Source organism: Pseudomonas sp. NFPP04 (assembly GCF_900113815.1).
GTDB lineage: Bacteria > Pseudomonadota > Gammaproteobacteria > Pseudomonadales > Pseudomonadaceae > Aquipseudomonas > Aquipseudomonas extremorientalis.
Genome location: NZ_FOQS01000013.1, coordinates 113234 through 128889, shown reverse-complemented (window position 1 = coordinate 128889; position 15656 = coordinate 113234). Strand labels below are relative to the sequence as shown.

General features: G+C 62.2%; 15 protein-coding genes. 11 read left to right on the top strand and 4 right to left on the bottom strand.

Features of this window, described 5'->3' with window-relative positions; all coding sequences use genetic code 11:
- Positions 1 to 243: 243 nt before the first annotated feature.
- Positions 244 to 1485 carry an acyl-CoA dehydrogenase family protein gene (locus BM017_RS23805; RefSeq protein ID WP_092249038.1) on the top strand — a complete coding sequence of 414 codons (1242 nt, stop codon included), beginning with the start codon at positions 244 to 246 and terminating at the stop codon, positions 1483 to 1485.
- Positions 1486 to 1569: 84 nt separating this feature from the next.
- Here BM017_RS23805 and BM017_RS23800 read toward each other — a convergent pair whose 3' ends face one another.
- The gene (locus tag BM017_RS23800) at positions 1570 to 2355 is read right to left on the bottom strand and encodes a sulfite exporter TauE/SafE family protein (protein ID WP_092249036.1); all 786 of its coding nucleotides are present in this window, start codon (positions 2353 to 2355) and stop codon (positions 1570 to 1572) included.
- 91 nt (positions 2356 to 2446) lie between these two features.
- A complete protein-coding gene (locus tag BM017_RS23795; RefSeq protein ID WP_092249034.1) occupies positions 2447 to 3217 on the bottom strand; it encodes a class I SAM-dependent methyltransferase in 771 nt (256 codons plus the stop codon).
- Positions 3218 to 3357: 140 nt separating this feature from the next.
- Between BM017_RS23795 and BM017_RS23790 the strand changes: the two genes are divergently transcribed.
- The 3 genes from BM017_RS23790 to BM017_RS23780 are packed head-to-tail and all read left to right on the top strand — an operon-like array spanning position 3358 to position 5111.
- Complete coding sequence (locus BM017_RS23790) at positions 3358 to 3879, top strand: DUF3455 domain-containing protein (RefSeq protein WP_092249032.1); 522 nt, start codon at positions 3358 to 3360, stop codon at positions 3877 to 3879.
- A 51-nt stretch (positions 3880 to 3930) separates the two neighbouring features.
- A complete protein-coding gene (locus tag BM017_RS23785; protein WP_092249030.1) occupies positions 3931 to 4446 on the top strand; it encodes a sigma-70 family RNA polymerase sigma factor in 516 nt (171 codons plus the stop codon).
- Positions 4443 to 5111 (top strand): anti-sigma factor, encoded by a 669-nt coding sequence (locus BM017_RS23780; RefSeq protein WP_092249028.1) that lies wholly within the window; start codon positions 4443 to 4445, stop codon positions 5109 to 5111. Before BM017_RS23785 ends, BM017_RS23780 begins: the two co-directional genes overlap by 4 nt.
- Here the strand turns inward: BM017_RS23780 and BM017_RS23775 are convergent, their stop codons facing one another.
- Positions 5112 to 6413: an ATP-binding protein gene (locus BM017_RS23775; RefSeq protein WP_092249025.1), complete on the bottom strand. Its 1302-nt coding sequence runs from the start codon at positions 6411 to 6413 to the stop codon at positions 5112 to 5114.
- Positions 6414 to 6416: 3 nt separating this feature from the next.
- Positions 6417 to 7118: a response regulator gene (locus BM017_RS23770; RefSeq protein WP_092249023.1), complete on the bottom strand. Its 702-nt coding sequence runs from the start codon at positions 7116 to 7118 to the stop codon at positions 6417 to 6419.
- A 288-nt stretch (positions 7119 to 7406) separates the two neighbouring features.
- Between BM017_RS23770 and BM017_RS23765 the strand changes: the two genes are divergently transcribed.
- From BM017_RS23765 to BM017_RS23735, 7 genes are all read left to right on the top strand, one after another.
- The gene (locus BM017_RS23765) at positions 7407 to 8549 is read left to right on the top strand and encodes an efflux RND transporter periplasmic adaptor subunit (RefSeq protein ID WP_058424858.1); all 1143 of its coding nucleotides are present in this window, start codon (positions 7407 to 7409) and stop codon (positions 8547 to 8549) included.
- 6 nt (positions 8550 to 8555) lie between these two features.
- Positions 8556 to 11648 (top strand): efflux RND transporter permease subunit, encoded by a 3093-nt coding sequence (locus tag BM017_RS23760; RefSeq protein ID WP_092249020.1) that lies wholly within the window; start codon positions 8556 to 8558, stop codon positions 11646 to 11648.
- Between the two features lie 130 nt (positions 11649 to 11778).
- On the top strand, positions 11779 to 12174 hold the full coding sequence (locus BM017_RS23755; protein WP_092249018.1) for a hypothetical protein: 396 nt from the start codon (positions 11779 to 11781) through the stop codon (positions 12172 to 12174).
- A gap of 127 nt (positions 12175 to 12301) precedes the next feature.
- Complete coding sequence (locus BM017_RS23750; protein ID WP_078048145.1) at positions 12302 to 12943, top strand: DUF1345 domain-containing protein; 642 nt, start codon at positions 12302 to 12304, stop codon at positions 12941 to 12943.
- A gap of 73 nt (positions 12944 to 13016) precedes the next feature.
- On the top strand, positions 13017 to 13856 hold the full coding sequence (locus BM017_RS23745; RefSeq protein ID WP_092249015.1) for an AraC family transcriptional regulator: 840 nt from the start codon (positions 13017 to 13019) through the stop codon (positions 13854 to 13856).
- A gap of 54 nt (positions 13857 to 13910) precedes the next feature.
- The gene (locus BM017_RS23740) at positions 13911 to 14498 is read left to right on the top strand and encodes a LysE family translocator (protein WP_092249012.1); all 588 of its coding nucleotides are present in this window, start codon (positions 13911 to 13913) and stop codon (positions 14496 to 14498) included.
- Between the two features lie 109 nt (positions 14499 to 14607).
- Positions 14608 to 15621 (top strand): LacI family DNA-binding transcriptional regulator, encoded by a 1014-nt coding sequence (locus tag BM017_RS23735; protein ID WP_092249139.1) that lies wholly within the window; start codon positions 14608 to 14610, stop codon positions 15619 to 15621.
- Positions 15622 to 15656: the final 35 nt, after the last annotated feature.

The window sequence follows — 15656 nt, the reverse complement described above, 5'->3', positions numbered from 1 at the left end:
CCTCGCAAAAAGGGATGTACCAGGGCTTGAGCAGCAAGCGTGCCAGGCCGGCGAAACGCCCAGGCCAGGCGGTTTGGATCAACGACTCTATGGCGTCGCCAGTGTTTTGGATTGCGCCGGTTTGTCGATCCGCTGTTGCCAGGGCAACAGTGACTCGACGTTTGTCCCCGTAAATACGCGCCCCGGCACCCGGCACGGACTGTGCAATCGCCTCTGCATCGATCACTGCCCAGGAACCTCGCCATGACCGAACATCACGTCATCAACCCGCTGTCCACCGGCGTCGACTACCCCACGCTGGCGGCACGCTTTCGCCCGATCTTCCAGCGCATCGCCGAAGGCGCCGTAGCACGCGAACACAGCCGCACCCTGCCCCATGAGCCGATCCAATGGCTCAAGGAGGCGGGTTTTGGCGCGGTGCGCGTACCGGTGGAATACGGCGGTGGCGGCGCGTCACTGCCGCAATTGTTCGAATTGCTGATTGAACTGGCCGAAGCCGACTCCAACGTGCCCCAGGCCCTGCGCGGGCACTTCGCCTTTGCCGAAGACCGCCTGAATGCACCGCCCGGCGCCGGCCGCGATGTGTGGTTCAAGCGTTTCGTGGACGGCGATATCGTCGGCTGTGCCTGGACCGAGATCGGCAACGTGGCCATTGGCGACGTGGTCACCCAGGTCAGCCCCGACGGCGACCACTGGAAGCTCAACGGAGAAAAGTTCTATAGCACCGGCAGCATCTTCGCCGACTGGATCGATGTGTACGCCCAACGCAGCGACACCGGTGGCGACGTGATCGCCGCGACCCGCGCCCGTCAGCCTGGCGTGGAGCACAGTGACGACTGGGATGGCTTTGGCCAACGCACCACCGGCAGCGGCACGTCGCGCTTTACCGATGCGGTGGTGGAGGCAGACAACGTGATCGACTTTGCCACGCGCTTCAAATACCAGACCGCGTTCTACCAACTGGTGCTGCTGGCCACCTTGGCGGGCATCGGCCGTGCGGCACTGCGCGATGTGGCGCATCAGGTGCGCAGCCGCAAGCGCATCTACAGCCATGGCAATGCGGCGCATGTCAGCCAGGATGCGCAGATTCAACAGGTGGTGGGTGAAGTGGCGGCGCTGGTGTATGCCGCCGAAGCGAGCGCGCTGAAGGCGACACTGCCCGCGCAACGGGCGTATGTGGCGCGATTCGGGGGCGACGATGCGGTAGAGCGCGAAGCCAATGTGGCGGCCGAGATTGAGTCGGCTACCGCACAGGTGGTGGTGTCGTCGTTGATTCAGCGGGCGACCAGCGAGTTGTTTAATGCGCTGGGGGCTTCGGATGTGCGCCAGGGTAAGGCGCTGGATCGGCATTGGCGGAATGCGCGGACGGTGTCGTCGCATAATCCGCTGATTTACAAGGCGCGGATTGTGGGGGATTGGGTGGTCAATGGGGCTGAGCCGCCGTTTGTCTGGCAGATTGGGAATGGGCCTGGCGTAGTGGGTTGAGGTTTTTGACTGTGTGTATATCCGTTATTTAGGTGATGGCGGAACCCTAAATGGCCGTTACCTGAACAACGGATATGCGCCCAATCAGAAAGCCAGTTTATAGCCAATAGCCATGAGCATAACCGCCAAACACGGCCGCAGCACCCCATCCGGCAACTTCCCCGTCATATGACTACCGATATAGATCCCCGGCAACGACCCCATCAACAAAAACCCGAGCAGATGCCAATCCATATTCCCCATGCTGGCATGCCCCAACCCGGCTACCAGGGTCAACGGCACGGCATGCGCAATCTCAGTCCCCACCAGCCGCCGCGTGGCCAGAAACGGATAAAGAATAAACAACGCCACCGTCCCCAGCGCACCCGCGCCAATGGAGGTCAGCGCCACCATGGTGCCGAGGATCGCCCCTGTCACCACCGTCAGCGCATTCAAGTTGCGCGGGCTCATGTGATAGCTGTCGCCCGCATGCCGCTGGGCAAACGCCAACAGGCTTTTCTTGAACAGAATCGCCAACGCCGTCAGCAGCAGCACCACACCGAGCGCCTGCTTGATCACTGCATTCATGGCGCTGGGGTCAGTATGCAGGCTGGCCAGAAACCACAGCGTCAGCAACACCGCCGGCACACTGCCCAGGGTCAGCCAGCCGGTGATGGTCCAGTCGATATTCTTGTTCTTGCTGTGTACCAGCACCCCACCCGACTTGGTGATGGCGGCGTACAACAGATCGGTACCCACGGCAGTGGCGGGGTTGATGCCGAACCACAACAGGATCGGCGTCATCAACGAACCGCCGCCCACACCGGTCATGCCCACGATAAAACCCACGATCAGACCGGCAACCACAAAACCAAAATTACCCACATCCATTACAGCTACCTGCGGCCTTATAAATTTCTGGCCGCAGGATAGCGATTTTTCTTATAACGACTTATACCAATATGATCTGACTTTATGCCTTTTAGGCCAGTCGATGACAGACATAAGCCTGGGTCTTATACGGAAAGGCCACGGTGTCCTTCCCCTTCAACGCCGGATGGGTGTCGATCAGCGCCTGCAATTGCGCGGTAACGCGGGCCTTGGGCTCATCGTCCAGCGCGGCAATAAAGCTCACCGAGAGAAAGCGATCCATGATCACCTCTTGAGGACTGCCGACATGGCTATAGGGGAAACAGGTGACTTCGGGCTGGGAAAAATACTTGCCGCTGAACGCGTCACGCCAACGCCCGGTATGAAAGCGCGGGGTATCGCCCTCGTACGGGGTGATGATGTCGGTGATCGCGGCGACCCAATCCACCGATTCGTCTCGCACATTCCACACCAGGCCAAGGCGGCCGTCAGGCTTGAGCACGCGATGGATTTCCGCCAGGGCCGCCTCGGTGGAAAACCAGTGGAAGGCCTGGGCGCACACCACTGCATCGGCGCTGGCGGCTGGCAATGGGATGGATTCAGCGGTGCCATTGAGCAGACGCACATCCGGCATCAGTCGGGTCAACTGCGCGCCCATCGCCGCCACCGGCTCGACCGCGATCAGGGTCGGTGCCAGGGCGCTGAGCAAGCGGGTGAACTTGCCAGTGCCGGCGCCCAGGTCAATCACGCTGGACTGCGCGCTGATGCGCAACGTGTCGGCCAGCCAGCCGGTGAGTTGCCGCGGATAATCCGGTCGCCCCTGGGCGTAGGTAACAGCCTGGGCAGAAAAACCTTGTTGAGCAGACGTGTGCACACCAGTCATTGCCAATCTCTCCTCGGGTAAAACGGGGGGACACAGTGTGCGCCCTCTCAGGTTTATTTTCTAATCGCTGCATCCAATCGTGCCGGCCATGGGTAGTCCTCTCAGTTACCCCGCTGTTTCACTGAAATGGAGAAGTACCCATGAACGCTAAAGCACTGCTCTGCCTCACCGCCCTGCTCGCCGCCGCGCCTGCCGCCTTTGCCCAGGCCGACCTGCCCGACAGCATCAAGGTGCCGGACGGCCACAAAGTGGCACTGGAGACCACCGGCGTTGGCGAAATCACCTACGAGTGTCGCGACAAAGCCAACGCCGCCGGCCAGACCGAGTGGACTTTTGTCGGGCCCAAGGCAGTGTTGAACGACCGCAGCGGTAAACCAGTCGGCACCTACTTCGGCCCACCGGCCACCTGGCAGGCCGAGGACGGCTCGAAAATCACCGGCACGCAGTTGGCCGTGGCACCGGCGGGGGCGGGCAACCTGCCGTATCAACTGGTCAAGGCCAACCCGGCCGAAGGCAAGGGTGCAATGAGCGGCGTGAGCTACATCCAGCGCGTGGCGCTCAAGGGTGGCGTGGCGCCGAGCAGCGCGTGCACCACGGCCAGCAAAGGCAAGCAGGAAGTGGTGAAATACCAGGCGGATTACATCTTCTGGGCGGCCAACTGAGCAAAGTCGGCTACGCTGCCCCCCATACTGATCGTTGGGGGGGAGCACCACGTGTTTGATTACGAAGCTTGCCTGCGGGCCTGCGCCCGCGGCGAGCAACGCGCCTTGCGCCAGCTCTACGAGCAGGACAGCAGTCGCTTGCTCGGCGTGGCTTTGCGCATCGTGCGCGAAAAAGCGCTGGCCGAAGACATCGTGCACGACGCGTTCATCAATATCTGGCGTGGTGCCGGCAGTTTCGACCCCAGCCGCGGTTCGGCCCGTGGCTGGGTGTTCAGCGTGACCCGGCACCTGGCGCTCAATGTGGTTCGCAACCACTACCGTGAAGTGCCGCTGGCCGATGAATACGAGCAGGTCGCAGCCACCGACACTGTTGAATTCAGCACACGCTCCGGGCAAGTCCACACCTGCCTGGAGCAGCTCGACCCGACCCGTCGCACGTGCATCCTGCATGCCTATGTCGACGGTTTTTCCCACAGCGAAATCGCCCGGAAACTGGACGCCCCGCTGGGGACCGTCAAAGCCTGGATCAAACGTAGCCTCGCCGCGCTGCGGGAGTGCATGGCATGAGCAACCCTCTGGACGAACTGGCCGGCGAATACGTGCTGGGCACTCTGCCCGGCGAACAGCGCGCCGAGGTGGAACAACGTCTCCAGCACGACGCCGAACTGCGTGCCGCAGTGGACGCCTGGGAGCAGCGTCTGTTGCCGCTGACCGCCTTGGCGGAGCCCGTGCCCCCCTCCGCTGAATTATGGCGACGCATCGAGCGCCACACGGCAAGTGCCCGCACCCCCTGGTGGAACCTGCTCGCCGTATGGCGCAGCCTGGCCGGTGCCGGGATGGTCACCACGCTGGTCCTCGCCGCGCTGCTGCTGACGCGTCCGCCCGTCCTTGAACCCAGCTTTGTGGTCGTGTTGGTCGCCCCGCAAAGCCAGGCGCCGGGCTGGGTGATCCAGGCCAGCAATGACCAGCAGATCCAATTGATTCCATTGGGCGTGATGGACGTGCCGGGCGACAAGGCCCTGCAGTTCTGGACCAAAGGTGATGGCTGGCAGGGGCCGGTGTCCCTGGGGCTGGTCAAGCCGGGCCAGACACTGTCAGTGCCGCTGGACCAACTGCCGCCGCTGACACAGAACCAGCTGTTCGAACTGACCCTGGAAGACTCACAGGGCTCGCCGACCGGCAAGCCCACCGGGCCGATCCAGGCGATCGGCCGTGCGGTCAAGGTGCTCTGATCAGCCGGCGCTGGGCAACCACAACCGGAACCGCGCACCACCCAATGGCGACGCCAACGCCGTCAAGGTGCCGCCCTGGGCTTCCAGGGCGCGCCGGCTGATGGCCAGGCCCAGGCCGAAACCGCCGGTGGCGCGATCACGGCTGCGGTCCAGGCGGTAGAACGGTTCGAAGATGCGTTCACGCTGGTCAAGCGGGATGCCGATGCCATCATCGTCCACCCAGATTTCACACCCCTTGGCGCAGACCTTTACGCCGACCTGAATGCGCTTGTCGCAGTAACGTGTGGCGTTGCGCAGCAGGTTTTGCAAAGCGCGGGCGGTGAGGCGCGGGTCGAGGCTGAAGCGCTCCACGGCGCAGTCGAGCGCGACATCGATGACGATCTCGGGATTTTCCAGTTCGTCGTCGACGCTGCCCAGCACGCTGTCGATAAACTCATCGAGCACCACCTCGACCCGCTCCGGCAGTTGCGCCGGGTTTTGCAGGCGGCTGTAGGACAGTAGCTCCAACACCAGTTCATCCAGCTCGCGGATATGTGCCACCAGGCCGTGCAGGCGTTCGCGGCTGGCCTCGGGCAAATCTTCGGACAACGCCAGGGCCAGGCCGAAATCCAGGCGCGTGAGCGGTGTGCGCAGTTCATGGGAAACGGCGTTGAGCAGATCGCGTTGCTGGTTGAGCAGGTGCTCGATGTCGTCGGCCATGGCGTCGAACACCGACGCCAGGCTGCCGATGCTGGAGCTGGCCGGAAGACCGGTGCGTTCGGCCAGGTTACCCTGGCCCAGTTGCCCGGCGGTGCTTTTCAGGCGTTCCAGGTCGCGCCAGTGCGGACGCAGCCATATGAGCAGGCAGGCCAGCAGCGCGGCGACAATCAGCACGTTGATCGCCCAATACAGCACGTTCATGTCCATCGGGTCGGGCGGAATGGTCAGCTTGACCACGAATTGCTCATTGATCGGCGAGCTGATCTGCTCCATCCAGCCCCATTCGCCCAGGCGCACCACCGACTTGCCCTGCTCCAGCAGCTGTTCTTCCGCCGGGGTGTAGCTGGCGTCCTGGCGCAACAGCAATTGCACTTTCAGCGGCGCAAAATCGCGGCCCAATTGCTCGGTCACCTGTGACCAACGCTCTACCGGCGCCCGCTGATATTGCTTGACGATCAGCTTTTGCTGGCCGCGGGTCTGCTCGATGTTGTAGTTCATGTAGCGGTGTTCGAACAGCTGGATCACCAACGAAGGGATCAAATAGATCGCCAGGCTGTAGGTGACGATGGTGATCAGGTAGAGGCGCAGCAATACACGAAACATGGCTCAGCATTCCCACTCGGAACGGCTGAACAGGTAGCCCTTGCCCCACACCGTCTTGATCTTGCGCGCCTCGCCGGCGTTGTCGTCGAACTTGCGACGCAGCTTGGAGATGGCCACGTCCACCGAGCGGTCGGTGCCGTTGAACTCGATGCCGCGCAGGCGTTGCAGGATCTGGTCGCGGCTGAGCACTTCACCGGCATGCCGCGCCAGCACCACCAGCAGGTTGTATTCGCCGCTGGACAACTCCACCGCCAGATCGCGCCAGGTCACGGTGCGCTCCGACAGGTCGATGCACAGGTTGCCCATGATGATCTGGTCGTTGGCCACCTGGGGCTCGGACAGGCTGCTGCGACGCAGCAAGGTGCGGACGCGGGCGAGCAGTACACGTGGCTCGCAGGGCTTGGTCACGTAGTCGTCGGCGCCCATTTCCAGGCCCAGCACCTGGTCGTGGCTGTCATCGCGGGCGGTGAGCATCAGGATCGGCAGGCCCGCCGAGTCGGCACGCAGCAGGCGGCACACCTGCAGGCCGTCGAGGCCGGGCAGCATCAGGTCGAGGATCACCAGGTCCGGCGGGTTCAGGCGTGCGCGCTCACGGACATGGTCGCCACGGCTGAGCACATTGACGTGGTAGCCATTGCGTTCCAGGTAGCTGGCAATCAGCTCGGAGAGTGCGGCGTCGTCTTCCACCAGAAGGATGTTGGGCATAAAGGTGTTTCCAGAAAATACAGTTGTTGGTCGTACACAAATCCCATGTGGGAGGGGGCTTGCCCTCGATAGCGGTGGCTCAGTGAAGCGTATTTCGACTGATACACCCCTATCGGGGGCAAGCCCCCTCCCACATGGCATCTCCATGTTTGCAGGATTGTGCAAGGATATACGCCCCCGGCGCCCCGCGCGCCGCACCTTACATTTCTTCACAGACCCGCTACACAGCTTCACAGCACCACGGCGCAGGTGACTTTAGGATGCGCCAGTCAATATTGGGATAAGAGCATGTCGAAGAATCTGTTTGCGCCATTTTGCCTGCTGGCCCTCACCCTGGCCCTGAGCGCGTGTGGCGACTCCGCCGCCGAAGCGCCGCAAATGCCCCTGGCCAAAGTGCGCATCGAAACCCTGGAAGCCAAGCCCCTGTCGATCAGCAGCGAACTGAGCGGGCGCATTGCCGCGCCGCGCATCGCCGAAGTGCGCGCAAGGGTTGCTGGCGTGGTGATGCAACGGGTGTTCAAGGAAGGCCATGACGTGAAACAGGGTGACGTGCTGTTTCGCATCGACCCCGCGCCCTTCAAGGCCGACCTCGACAGCGCCCAGGCCAACCTGAGCAAGGCCGAGGCGGATGCGTTCAAGGCGCGCCTGCAGGAGCAGCGCTACAGCCAATTGGTGGAAGGCAACGCCATCAGCGGCCAGGACTACGACAACGCCCGCGCCGCCGTACGCCAGACCAACGCCGAAGTCGCCGCCAACAAGGCAGCCGTGGAACGCGCCCGCTTGAACCTGGGTTACGCCACTGTGACCGCGCCGATTTCCGGGCGCATCGGCCGGGCGCTGGTGACGGAAGGCGCGCTGGTCGGGCAGAACGAGGCCACGCCGCTGGCGATCATCCAGCAACTGGACCCGATCCATGCCGACCTGACCCAGTCCAACCGCGAGCTGAACGACCTGCGCCGCGCCTTCCGTGCCGGCAGCCTGAAGCAAGTCGGCCAGGACCAGGCCAAGGCCACCCTGATCGAGGACGACGGCAGCCTGTACCCACTGCCGGGCAAGTTGCTGTTCGCCGAGATCAGCGTCGACCCGGGTACCGGGCAGATCATCCTGCGCAGCGAGTTCCCCAACCCGGACCTCGACCTGCTGCCCGGCAGCTTTGTACGGGTGCGCCTGGAGCAAGCCGTCGACAAGCAAGGCATCAGCGTGCCGCAACGCGCCATCACCCGTGACAGCGCCGGTATCCCGATGGTCTTGCTGCTGGACGCCGAGCAGACCGTGAGCCAGCAGCCGGTGGAGTTGGGCGCGGTGGTCAACGATCGCTGGATCGTCAGCAGCGGTCTCAAAGCCGGTGACCGCATCATCGTCGAAGGCCTGCAGCACGCGCGCCCCGGTGAAAAAGTTGAAGTGGACGACAGCCCGCTCGTAAAGGAATAACCCGCCATGCCGCAGTTCTTTATTGACCGCCCGATCTTCGCCTGGGTGGTCGCCCTGTTTATCCTGCTGGCCGGCTTGCTGGCCATCCCGCAGTTGCCGGTGGCGCAGTACCCCAACGTCGCGCCGCCGAAAGTAGAGATCTACGCGGTGTACCCCGGTGCGTCGGCGCAGACCCTGGACGAAAGCGTGGTGAGCCTGATCGAGCAGGAGCTCAACGGCGCCGATCACCTGTTGTATTTCGAATCCCAGAGCAGCCTGGGTTCGGCCACCATCACCGCCACCTTCCAACCGGGCACCAACCCGGAAATGGCCCAGGTCGATGTGCAAAACCGCCTCAAAGCGGTCGAGCCGCGCCTGCCGCAAGCCGTTACCCAGCAAGGCTTGCAGGTGGAGAAAGTCTCCGCCGGCTTCCTGCTGCTGGTGACCCTCACGTCCAACGACGGCAAGCTCGATGACGTGGCGCTCAGCGACTACCTGGCGCGTAACGTGATGAACGAGCTCAAGCGCCTGGACGGTGTGGGCAAGGCCCAGCTGTACGGCGCCGAGCGTGCCATGCGGATCTGGATCGACCCGCAGAAGCTGATCGGTTTCAACCTCACGCCGGCCGATGTGAACGCGGCGATCAGCGCGCAGAACGCCCAGGTCTCGGCGGGCAGCATCGGTGACTTGCCGGGTACCAATACCCAGGAAATCACCGCGGCGATCCTGGTCAAGGGCCAGTTGTCGACGCCGACCGAGTTCGCCGACATCGTGCTCAAGGCCAACCCGGACGGCTCCACCGTGCGCATCGGCGATGTGGCGCGGGTGGAAGTCGGCAGCCAGGAATACCAGTTCTCCACGCGCCTCAACGGCAAGCCCTCCACCGCCGTCAGCGTACAGCTGTCGCCCGGCGCCAACGCGTTGAGCACCGCCACCCTGGTGCGAGCCAAGATGGACGAGCTGTCGCGCTATTTCCCGGCCAATGTGGAATACAAGATCCCGTACGACACCTCGCCGTTCGTCAAGGTTTCGATCACCAAGGTGGTCTACACCCTGCTTGAGGCAATGGCGCTGGTGTTCGCGGTGATGTTCCTGTTCCTGCAAAACGTGCGCTATACGCTGATCCCGACGCTGGTGGTGCCGATTGCGCTGATGGGCACTTTTGCCACCATGTTGCTGCTGGGCTTTTCGATCAACGTGCTGACCATGTTCGGCATGGTGCTGGCTATCGGCATTCTGGTGGACGACGCGATTGTGGTGGTGGAAAACGTCGAGCGCATCATGGCCACCGAGGGCCTGTCGCCCAAGGAAGCGACGAAAAAAGCCATGGGCCAGATCACCGGCGCCATCATCGGCATCACCCTGGTGCTGGTGGCGGTGTTCCTGCCGATGGCGTTCATGGCCGGTTCGGTGGGGGTGATCTACCAGCAATTCTCGCTGTCGATGGCCACCTCGATCCTGTTCTCGGCGTTTCTCGCCCTGACCTTGACCCCGGCCCTGTGCGCCACCTTGCTCAAGCCGATCCCCAAGGGCGAGCACCATGCCAAGGGCGGTTTCTTCGGCTGGTTCAACCAGCGTTTTGAAAGCCTCACCGACCGCTATGAAGGCTGGGTGGCCTATGCCCTCAAGCGCAGTGGCCGTTACCTGCTGATCTACCTGGTATTGCTGGTGGGCCTGGGCTGGATGTTCAGCCGCCTGCCCTCCTCGTTCCTGCCGGTGGAAGACCAGGGCTACACCATCACCGACATCCAGTTGCCGCCGGGTGCGAGCAAGAACCGCACGGTGCAGGTGGCCGAGCAGATCGAAGCGCACAACGCCGAAGAGCCTGGGGTGGGTGATACCACCATGATCATGGGTTTCAGCTTCTCCGGTTCGGGGCAGAACGCAGCGTTGGCGTTTACCACGCTCAAGGATTGGTCGCAGCGCAGCAGCGATGACTCCGCATCGTCGATTGCCGACCGCGCCAACATGGCCTTCAGCGAACTGAAAGATGCGGTCGCCTACGCCATCCTGCCGCCGCCAGTGGACGGCCTGGGCACCTCCAGCGGCTTCGAGTTCCGCCTGCAGGACCGCGGTGGCGTGGGCCATGCCGCGTTGATGGCCGCGCGTACCGAGTTGCTGGCCGCCGCCGCGAAAAGCCCGATCCTGGCCAACGTGCGCGAAAGCGCCCTGGCCGAAGCACCGCAAGTGCAGCTTGAAGTGGACCGCAAACAGGCCAATGCGTTGGGCGTGTCGTTTGCCGACGTCGGCAATGTGCTGTCCTCGGCCGTCGGTTCGGCCTATATCAACGACTTCCCCAACCAGGGCCGCATGCAGCGGGTGGTGGTGCAGGCCGAAGGTGACCAACGCAGCCAGGTGGCGGACTTGATGAAAATCAACGTGCGCAACAACGCCGGCAAGATGGTGCCACTGTCCGCCTTTGTCGAAGCCAGATGGACCCAGGGCCCGACCCAGTTGACCCGCTACAACGGCTACCCGGCCATCGCGATTTCCGGCGAAGCCGCTCCGGGACACAGTACCGGTGAGGCCATGGACGAGATCCAGCGCCTGGTCAGCCAATTGCCCGCCGGCCTGGGCCAGGAATGGACCGGGTTGTCGTTGCAGGAACGTCTGTCCGGCTCCCAGGCCCCGATACTGCTGGGCTTGTCGCTGCTGATCGTATTCCTGTGCCTGGCAGCGCTGTATGAAAGCTGGTCGATCCCCACCTCGGTGTTGCTGGTGGTGCCGCTCGGCGTGCTCGGCGCGGTACTGGCCGTGGCGTTGCGGGGGATGCCCAACGATGTGTTCTTCAAAGTGGGCCTGATCACCATCATCGGCCTGTCGGCGAAGAACGCGATCCTGATCATCGAATTCGCCAAGGACCTGTACGACCAGGGTGAAGACCTGATGAGCGCCACCCTGAAGGCTGCGCGCTTGCGCTTGCGACCGATCATCATGACCTCGCTGGCGTTCATCCTCGGCGTGGTGCCGTTGGCGATTGCCACCGGCGCCAGTTCCGCCAGCCAGCAAGCGATTGGTACCGGCGTGATTGGCGGCATGATCACGGCGACGCTGGCGGTGGTGTTTGTGCCGGTGTTTTTTGTGGTGGTGATGAAGTTGGTTAAAAAGCGCCGCGACTGATTGACGTCAACCGACGCAAGCCCACTGAAAAGAGCCCTTACAAACTGTCAATGTTGACAGTTTCGCAGGGTTCTTTTTCGTTTTAGTGTGCCTTTGTTCAATCCGAACGATCAGTAAAGAGAAGCTTCCCATGAGCGAACACTCAGGCTTACTGCTTTCCAACGGGTACCTGGCGGTAGGCATTGGAAACAGTTTTTTTGTCAGCGAAGACTTAACAGTAATCCATACGAGCCAATTGCTGCGTATTGAGGCACCGGGCACTGGAAACTCAGCCGGAGAATTCATCATCACGGTCAATAACCCTGGGAATGGTGGAACAGCCATACCGGTTGGTCCTGGCAACCCTTCGCAGCTCACCTACGAACGGTACGGCTATCCTACCCGCCATGCCGGTAGCGGAAGCATAACCTTCGTGTGGGACCCTACACGTAAAATGCTTGATGCGACGTTTGAAGCCATCTTGGTTCCTGTCGCGCACTACCCCGCAGTCAAACTCAGGGACGGCGCCATCCGTCACGTTGAATAAGCACGGCTGTAACCGCCATGTTTGATGGCCAGGACGTGCAACTGACAAAAAGGAGTGTTCGACGCAGTCAGTCAGGGACTAAAGAATGCGCTATGGTGCTCGCAGAGACATTTCATTGTGAGCCGCCATGCCGTTCCTCGCCCGCACCCACCCTCGCCTCTCCGCCGCCGCCGTGCTGGGTATTGCCGTGGGCATCCTGGCGCCGGCAGACACCGTCGTCAGCAAAATCCTCATCGGCTGGAATGCCGGGGTCTGGACCTACCTGGTACTGATGCTATGGCTGACCCGGCGGGCCAAGGCCGAGGATGTGAAGCGCATCGCCGAAATCGAAGATGAAAATGCCGGGCTGGTGCTGTTCACGGTGTGCATCGCCGCTCTCGCCAGCCTGGCAACCATCACCTTCGAACTGGTGGGCAGCAAAGACCTGGCCACCTCGGAACGCCTGCTGCACTACGGTTTCACCGGGCTGACAGTGATCGGTTCGTGGTTGCTGATCGGGGTGATCTTCAGCGTGCATTACGCGCGCCTTTATTACACCTGGGACGGCAAGGAGCCGGCGCTGCGCTTTGCCGAAGGTTTGCAGACCCCCAACTATTGGGACTTCCTGTACTTTTCCTTCACCATCGGCGTGGCGGTGCAGACCTCTGATGTCGGGGTTGCCACCCGAGGCATGCGCAAGGTAGTGCTGGGTCAATCATTGATCGGGTTTCTGTTCAACACGGCGATCCTGGGGTTCTCGATCAATATCGCCGCTGGCTTATTCGGTTGAGGCTGCACAAACCTTCTAGACGCTTATGCCCAGCTGGGCGCTAATTACCTCACCTATTCCGCCTCGGTGTTTTATGGCCGCGCACAATTGGATCGACCTGTCCCAGGACGCCGACACCGGCATCGAGACCCTGCGCGCGCATTTCGAAGGCCACGCCTACGATCCGCATTGGCACGACAGCTACCTGATCGGCGTGACCGAGCAAGGCGTGCAGCAATTCAACTGTCGCCGTACCCGCCACAACAGCGTGCCCGGCCAGGTGTTCCTGGTGGAGCCCGGCGAACTGCATGACGGCGACGCACCCACCGCAGACGGCTTTACCTACCACATGCTCTACCTCGACCCACAGTGGTTGGCGCGGGAGGTGAGCGCGGTGTTTGAAGAGGCACCACTCGATAGCCAACTGAGTTTCGCCAATACCTTGACCAGCGACCCGCGCCTGGCCATCGCCACCACTCAAGCTTTCCAGACCCTGCACGCCGGCGAACTGCGCATCGTGCGCCAGCGCGCCATGGACCATCTGTTGGAGCGCCTCACCGGCCAACTCTACTGGCGCATCCGCTACCGCGAAGACCCGCGATTGCCACTGGTTGCGCACAAGGCGCGGGAATACCTGCACGCTCATCTGCACGTCGATGTGGGCATGGACGAACTGGCCCTGGCCTGCGGCGTCGACCGTTTCCGCCTGACCCGTGCGTTCAAGAGCGCATTTGGTTTGCCACCCCACGCGTATCTGGTGCAACTGCGCCTGGCCCACGCCCGGCACTTGCTGGCCAAGGGCGAGCAACCCGCCGATGTCGCGATTGCCCTGGGCTTTGCCGACCAGAGCCACTTGGGCCGCTGGTTCATGCGTGCCTACGGTCTGACGCCCGCCGCCTACCGCAAACGCTGCTCAAATCTTCCAGACAGATGACATACCGGCCCGGGAAGATCGACGCCATCTTTCGGTTTGTCGGAGTCACCTGCCATGTTGCCGTTCATGTTGTTTGCCTTTGTCGCCTCGATCACACCAGGCCCTACCAATATCCTGGTGCTGAGTAACAGCGCGCAGTATGGCTTGAGAGCCGCGTTGCCCATTATTTTCGGCGCCTGCGCCGGGGCTGCCGGCCTTGTATTGCTAGTGGGAACCGGCATGGGCCAATCCCTGGTGCATTTGCCCAAGGTGCAAACGGCCATGCAATTGACCGGCGTCGCCTGGCTGAGCTACTTGGCCTGGCAGATCTTCAGAGCACCCGCTCAAGCCATCGAAGTGAATACCCGCGAAAAGCCCCTCGGCCTGATTGGCGCAGCCAGCCTGCAATTGATCAACCCGAAAACCTGGATGATGGCGCTCGCGGTGGTGAGTATATTTGCCGGTCAGGGTGCCGAGCGCCAAAGCCAGGTGGTGCAGTTGTCCCTGGTGTTTTTCCTGATATCGATACCTTGCCTGGGCACTTGGGCGCTGATAGGGGCCGGCGCCTCACGGGTGTTTCGTTCGGCCACGGCCATGCAACGTTTCAACCAGTGTATGGCCCTGCTGCTATTGGCCGCGACCTGGTTGGGTGTGCTGGTCTGAACGTACCGATCATCTGGCCTTGCCCTGCATCTTCTTGACGACTTTGCTGGTTTAGTGTTTTCTTGAAACCGGTTTCAGTCATTCCAATAAGAAAAGAAGGTCGATGACCGTGAACAACTTTTCCGCCGCCCAGCGCAGCCGCGTGACCATGCTCGACGTGGCCCAACACGCCGGCGTCTCCAAAGCCAGCGTCTCGCGCTTTATCGGCGACGACCGTGCCCTGCTCTCCGATGCCATCGCCCTGCGCATCGAACAGGCCATTGACGAACTCGGCTACCACCCCAACCAGATGGCCCGCGGCTTGAAACGCGGGCGCACGCGCCTGATCGGCATGCTGGTGGCCGATATCCGCAACCCCTATTCCATTGCCGTGATGCACGGTGTCGAAACCGCTTGCCGTCAACACGGCTACAGCCTGGTGGTATGCAACACCGACCGTGACGACGAGCAAGAACGCCAGCACTTGGCAGCGTTGCGTTCGTACAACATCGAAGGGCTGATCGTGAACACCCTCGGCCATCACTTGGACCAGTTGCTGGAACTGCAACGGGAAATGCCGCTGGTGCTGGTGGACCGCAAGGTCGAGCCGCTGCGCAGCGACCTGGTTGGCCTGGACAACCCGGCGGCGGTGCGTATGGCTGTAGAACATCTGGAGCGACAGGGTTACCGCGATGTGCTGATGGTCAGTGAAGCCACCGATGGCACCAGTTCGCGCCTGGAGCGCCTGGACAGTTTCAAGGCTGAAATCGCCAGCCGCCCGGCATTGACCGGCGCTGTGCTGGCGTTGGATGAAACACTGCAACAACACCTGCACACCTTTCTTGCCAAACCTGGCCCCAAGGCACTGTTCTGTGCCAACGGCGTCGCGGCGCTGGCCTGCACCCGTGCATTGAAGAACCTGGGTTGCAACCTGTTCGACGACATCGGCCTGATCGCCCTGGATGACCTGGACTGGTACCCGCTGGTAGGCACGGGTATTACCGCCCTCGCCCAGCCGACCGCATCCATCGGTGCAACGGCATTCGATTGCCTGCTTAAGCGCTTGCGCGGCGATACCGAGCCAACACGTACCCTGGATTTCCTGCCCGAGCTGATCGTCCGTGGCTCGACCCGGCACCTCTAAAAAATTTTGAACAAAAATGAAACCGGTTTCAGAGG

What these genes read in the sequence shown, in the direction of transcription:
- BM017_RS23805 (WP_092249038.1), top strand. Translation starts at nt 244, where the DNA reads ATGACCGAACATCACGTCATCAACCCGCTGTCCACCGGCGTCGACTAC.
- BM017_RS23800 (WP_092249036.1), bottom strand. Translation starts at nt 2,355, where the DNA reads ATGGATGTGGGTAATTTTGGTTTTGTGGTTGCCGGTCTGATCGTGGGT.
- BM017_RS23795 (WP_092249034.1), bottom strand. Translation starts at nt 3,217, where the DNA reads ATGACTGGTGTGCACACGTCTGCTCAACAAGGTTTTTCTGCCCAGGCT.
- BM017_RS23790 (WP_092249032.1), top strand. Translation starts at nt 3,358, where the DNA reads ATGAACGCTAAAGCACTGCTCTGCCTCACCGCCCTGCTCGCCGCCGCG.
- BM017_RS23780 (WP_092249028.1), top strand. Translation starts at nt 4,443, where the DNA reads ATGAGCAACCCTCTGGACGAACTGGCCGGCGAATACGTGCTGGGCACT.
- BM017_RS23775 (WP_092249025.1), bottom strand. Translation starts at nt 6,413, where the DNA reads ATGTTTCGTGTATTGCTGCGCCTCTACCTGATCACCATCGTCACCTAC.
- BM017_RS23770 (WP_092249023.1), bottom strand. Translation starts at nt 7,118, where the DNA reads ATGCCCAACATCCTTCTGGTGGAAGACGACGCCGCACTCTCCGAGCTG.
- BM017_RS23765 (WP_058424858.1), top strand. Translation starts at nt 7,407, where the DNA reads ATGTCGAAGAATCTGTTTGCGCCATTTTGCCTGCTGGCCCTCACCCTG.
- BM017_RS23760 (WP_092249020.1), top strand. Translation starts at nt 8,556, where the DNA reads ATGCCGCAGTTCTTTATTGACCGCCCGATCTTCGCCTGGGTGGTCGCC.
- BM017_RS23755 (WP_092249018.1), top strand. Translation starts at nt 11,779, where the DNA reads ATGAGCGAACACTCAGGCTTACTGCTTTCCAACGGGTACCTGGCGGTA.
- BM017_RS23750 (WP_078048145.1), top strand. Translation starts at nt 12,302, where the DNA reads ATGCCGTTCCTCGCCCGCACCCACCCTCGCCTCTCCGCCGCCGCCGTG.
- BM017_RS23745 (WP_092249015.1), top strand. Translation starts at nt 13,017, where the DNA reads ATGGCCGCGCACAATTGGATCGACCTGTCCCAGGACGCCGACACCGGC.
- BM017_RS23740 (WP_092249012.1), top strand. Translation starts at nt 13,911, where the DNA reads ATGTTGCCGTTCATGTTGTTTGCCTTTGTCGCCTCGATCACACCAGGC.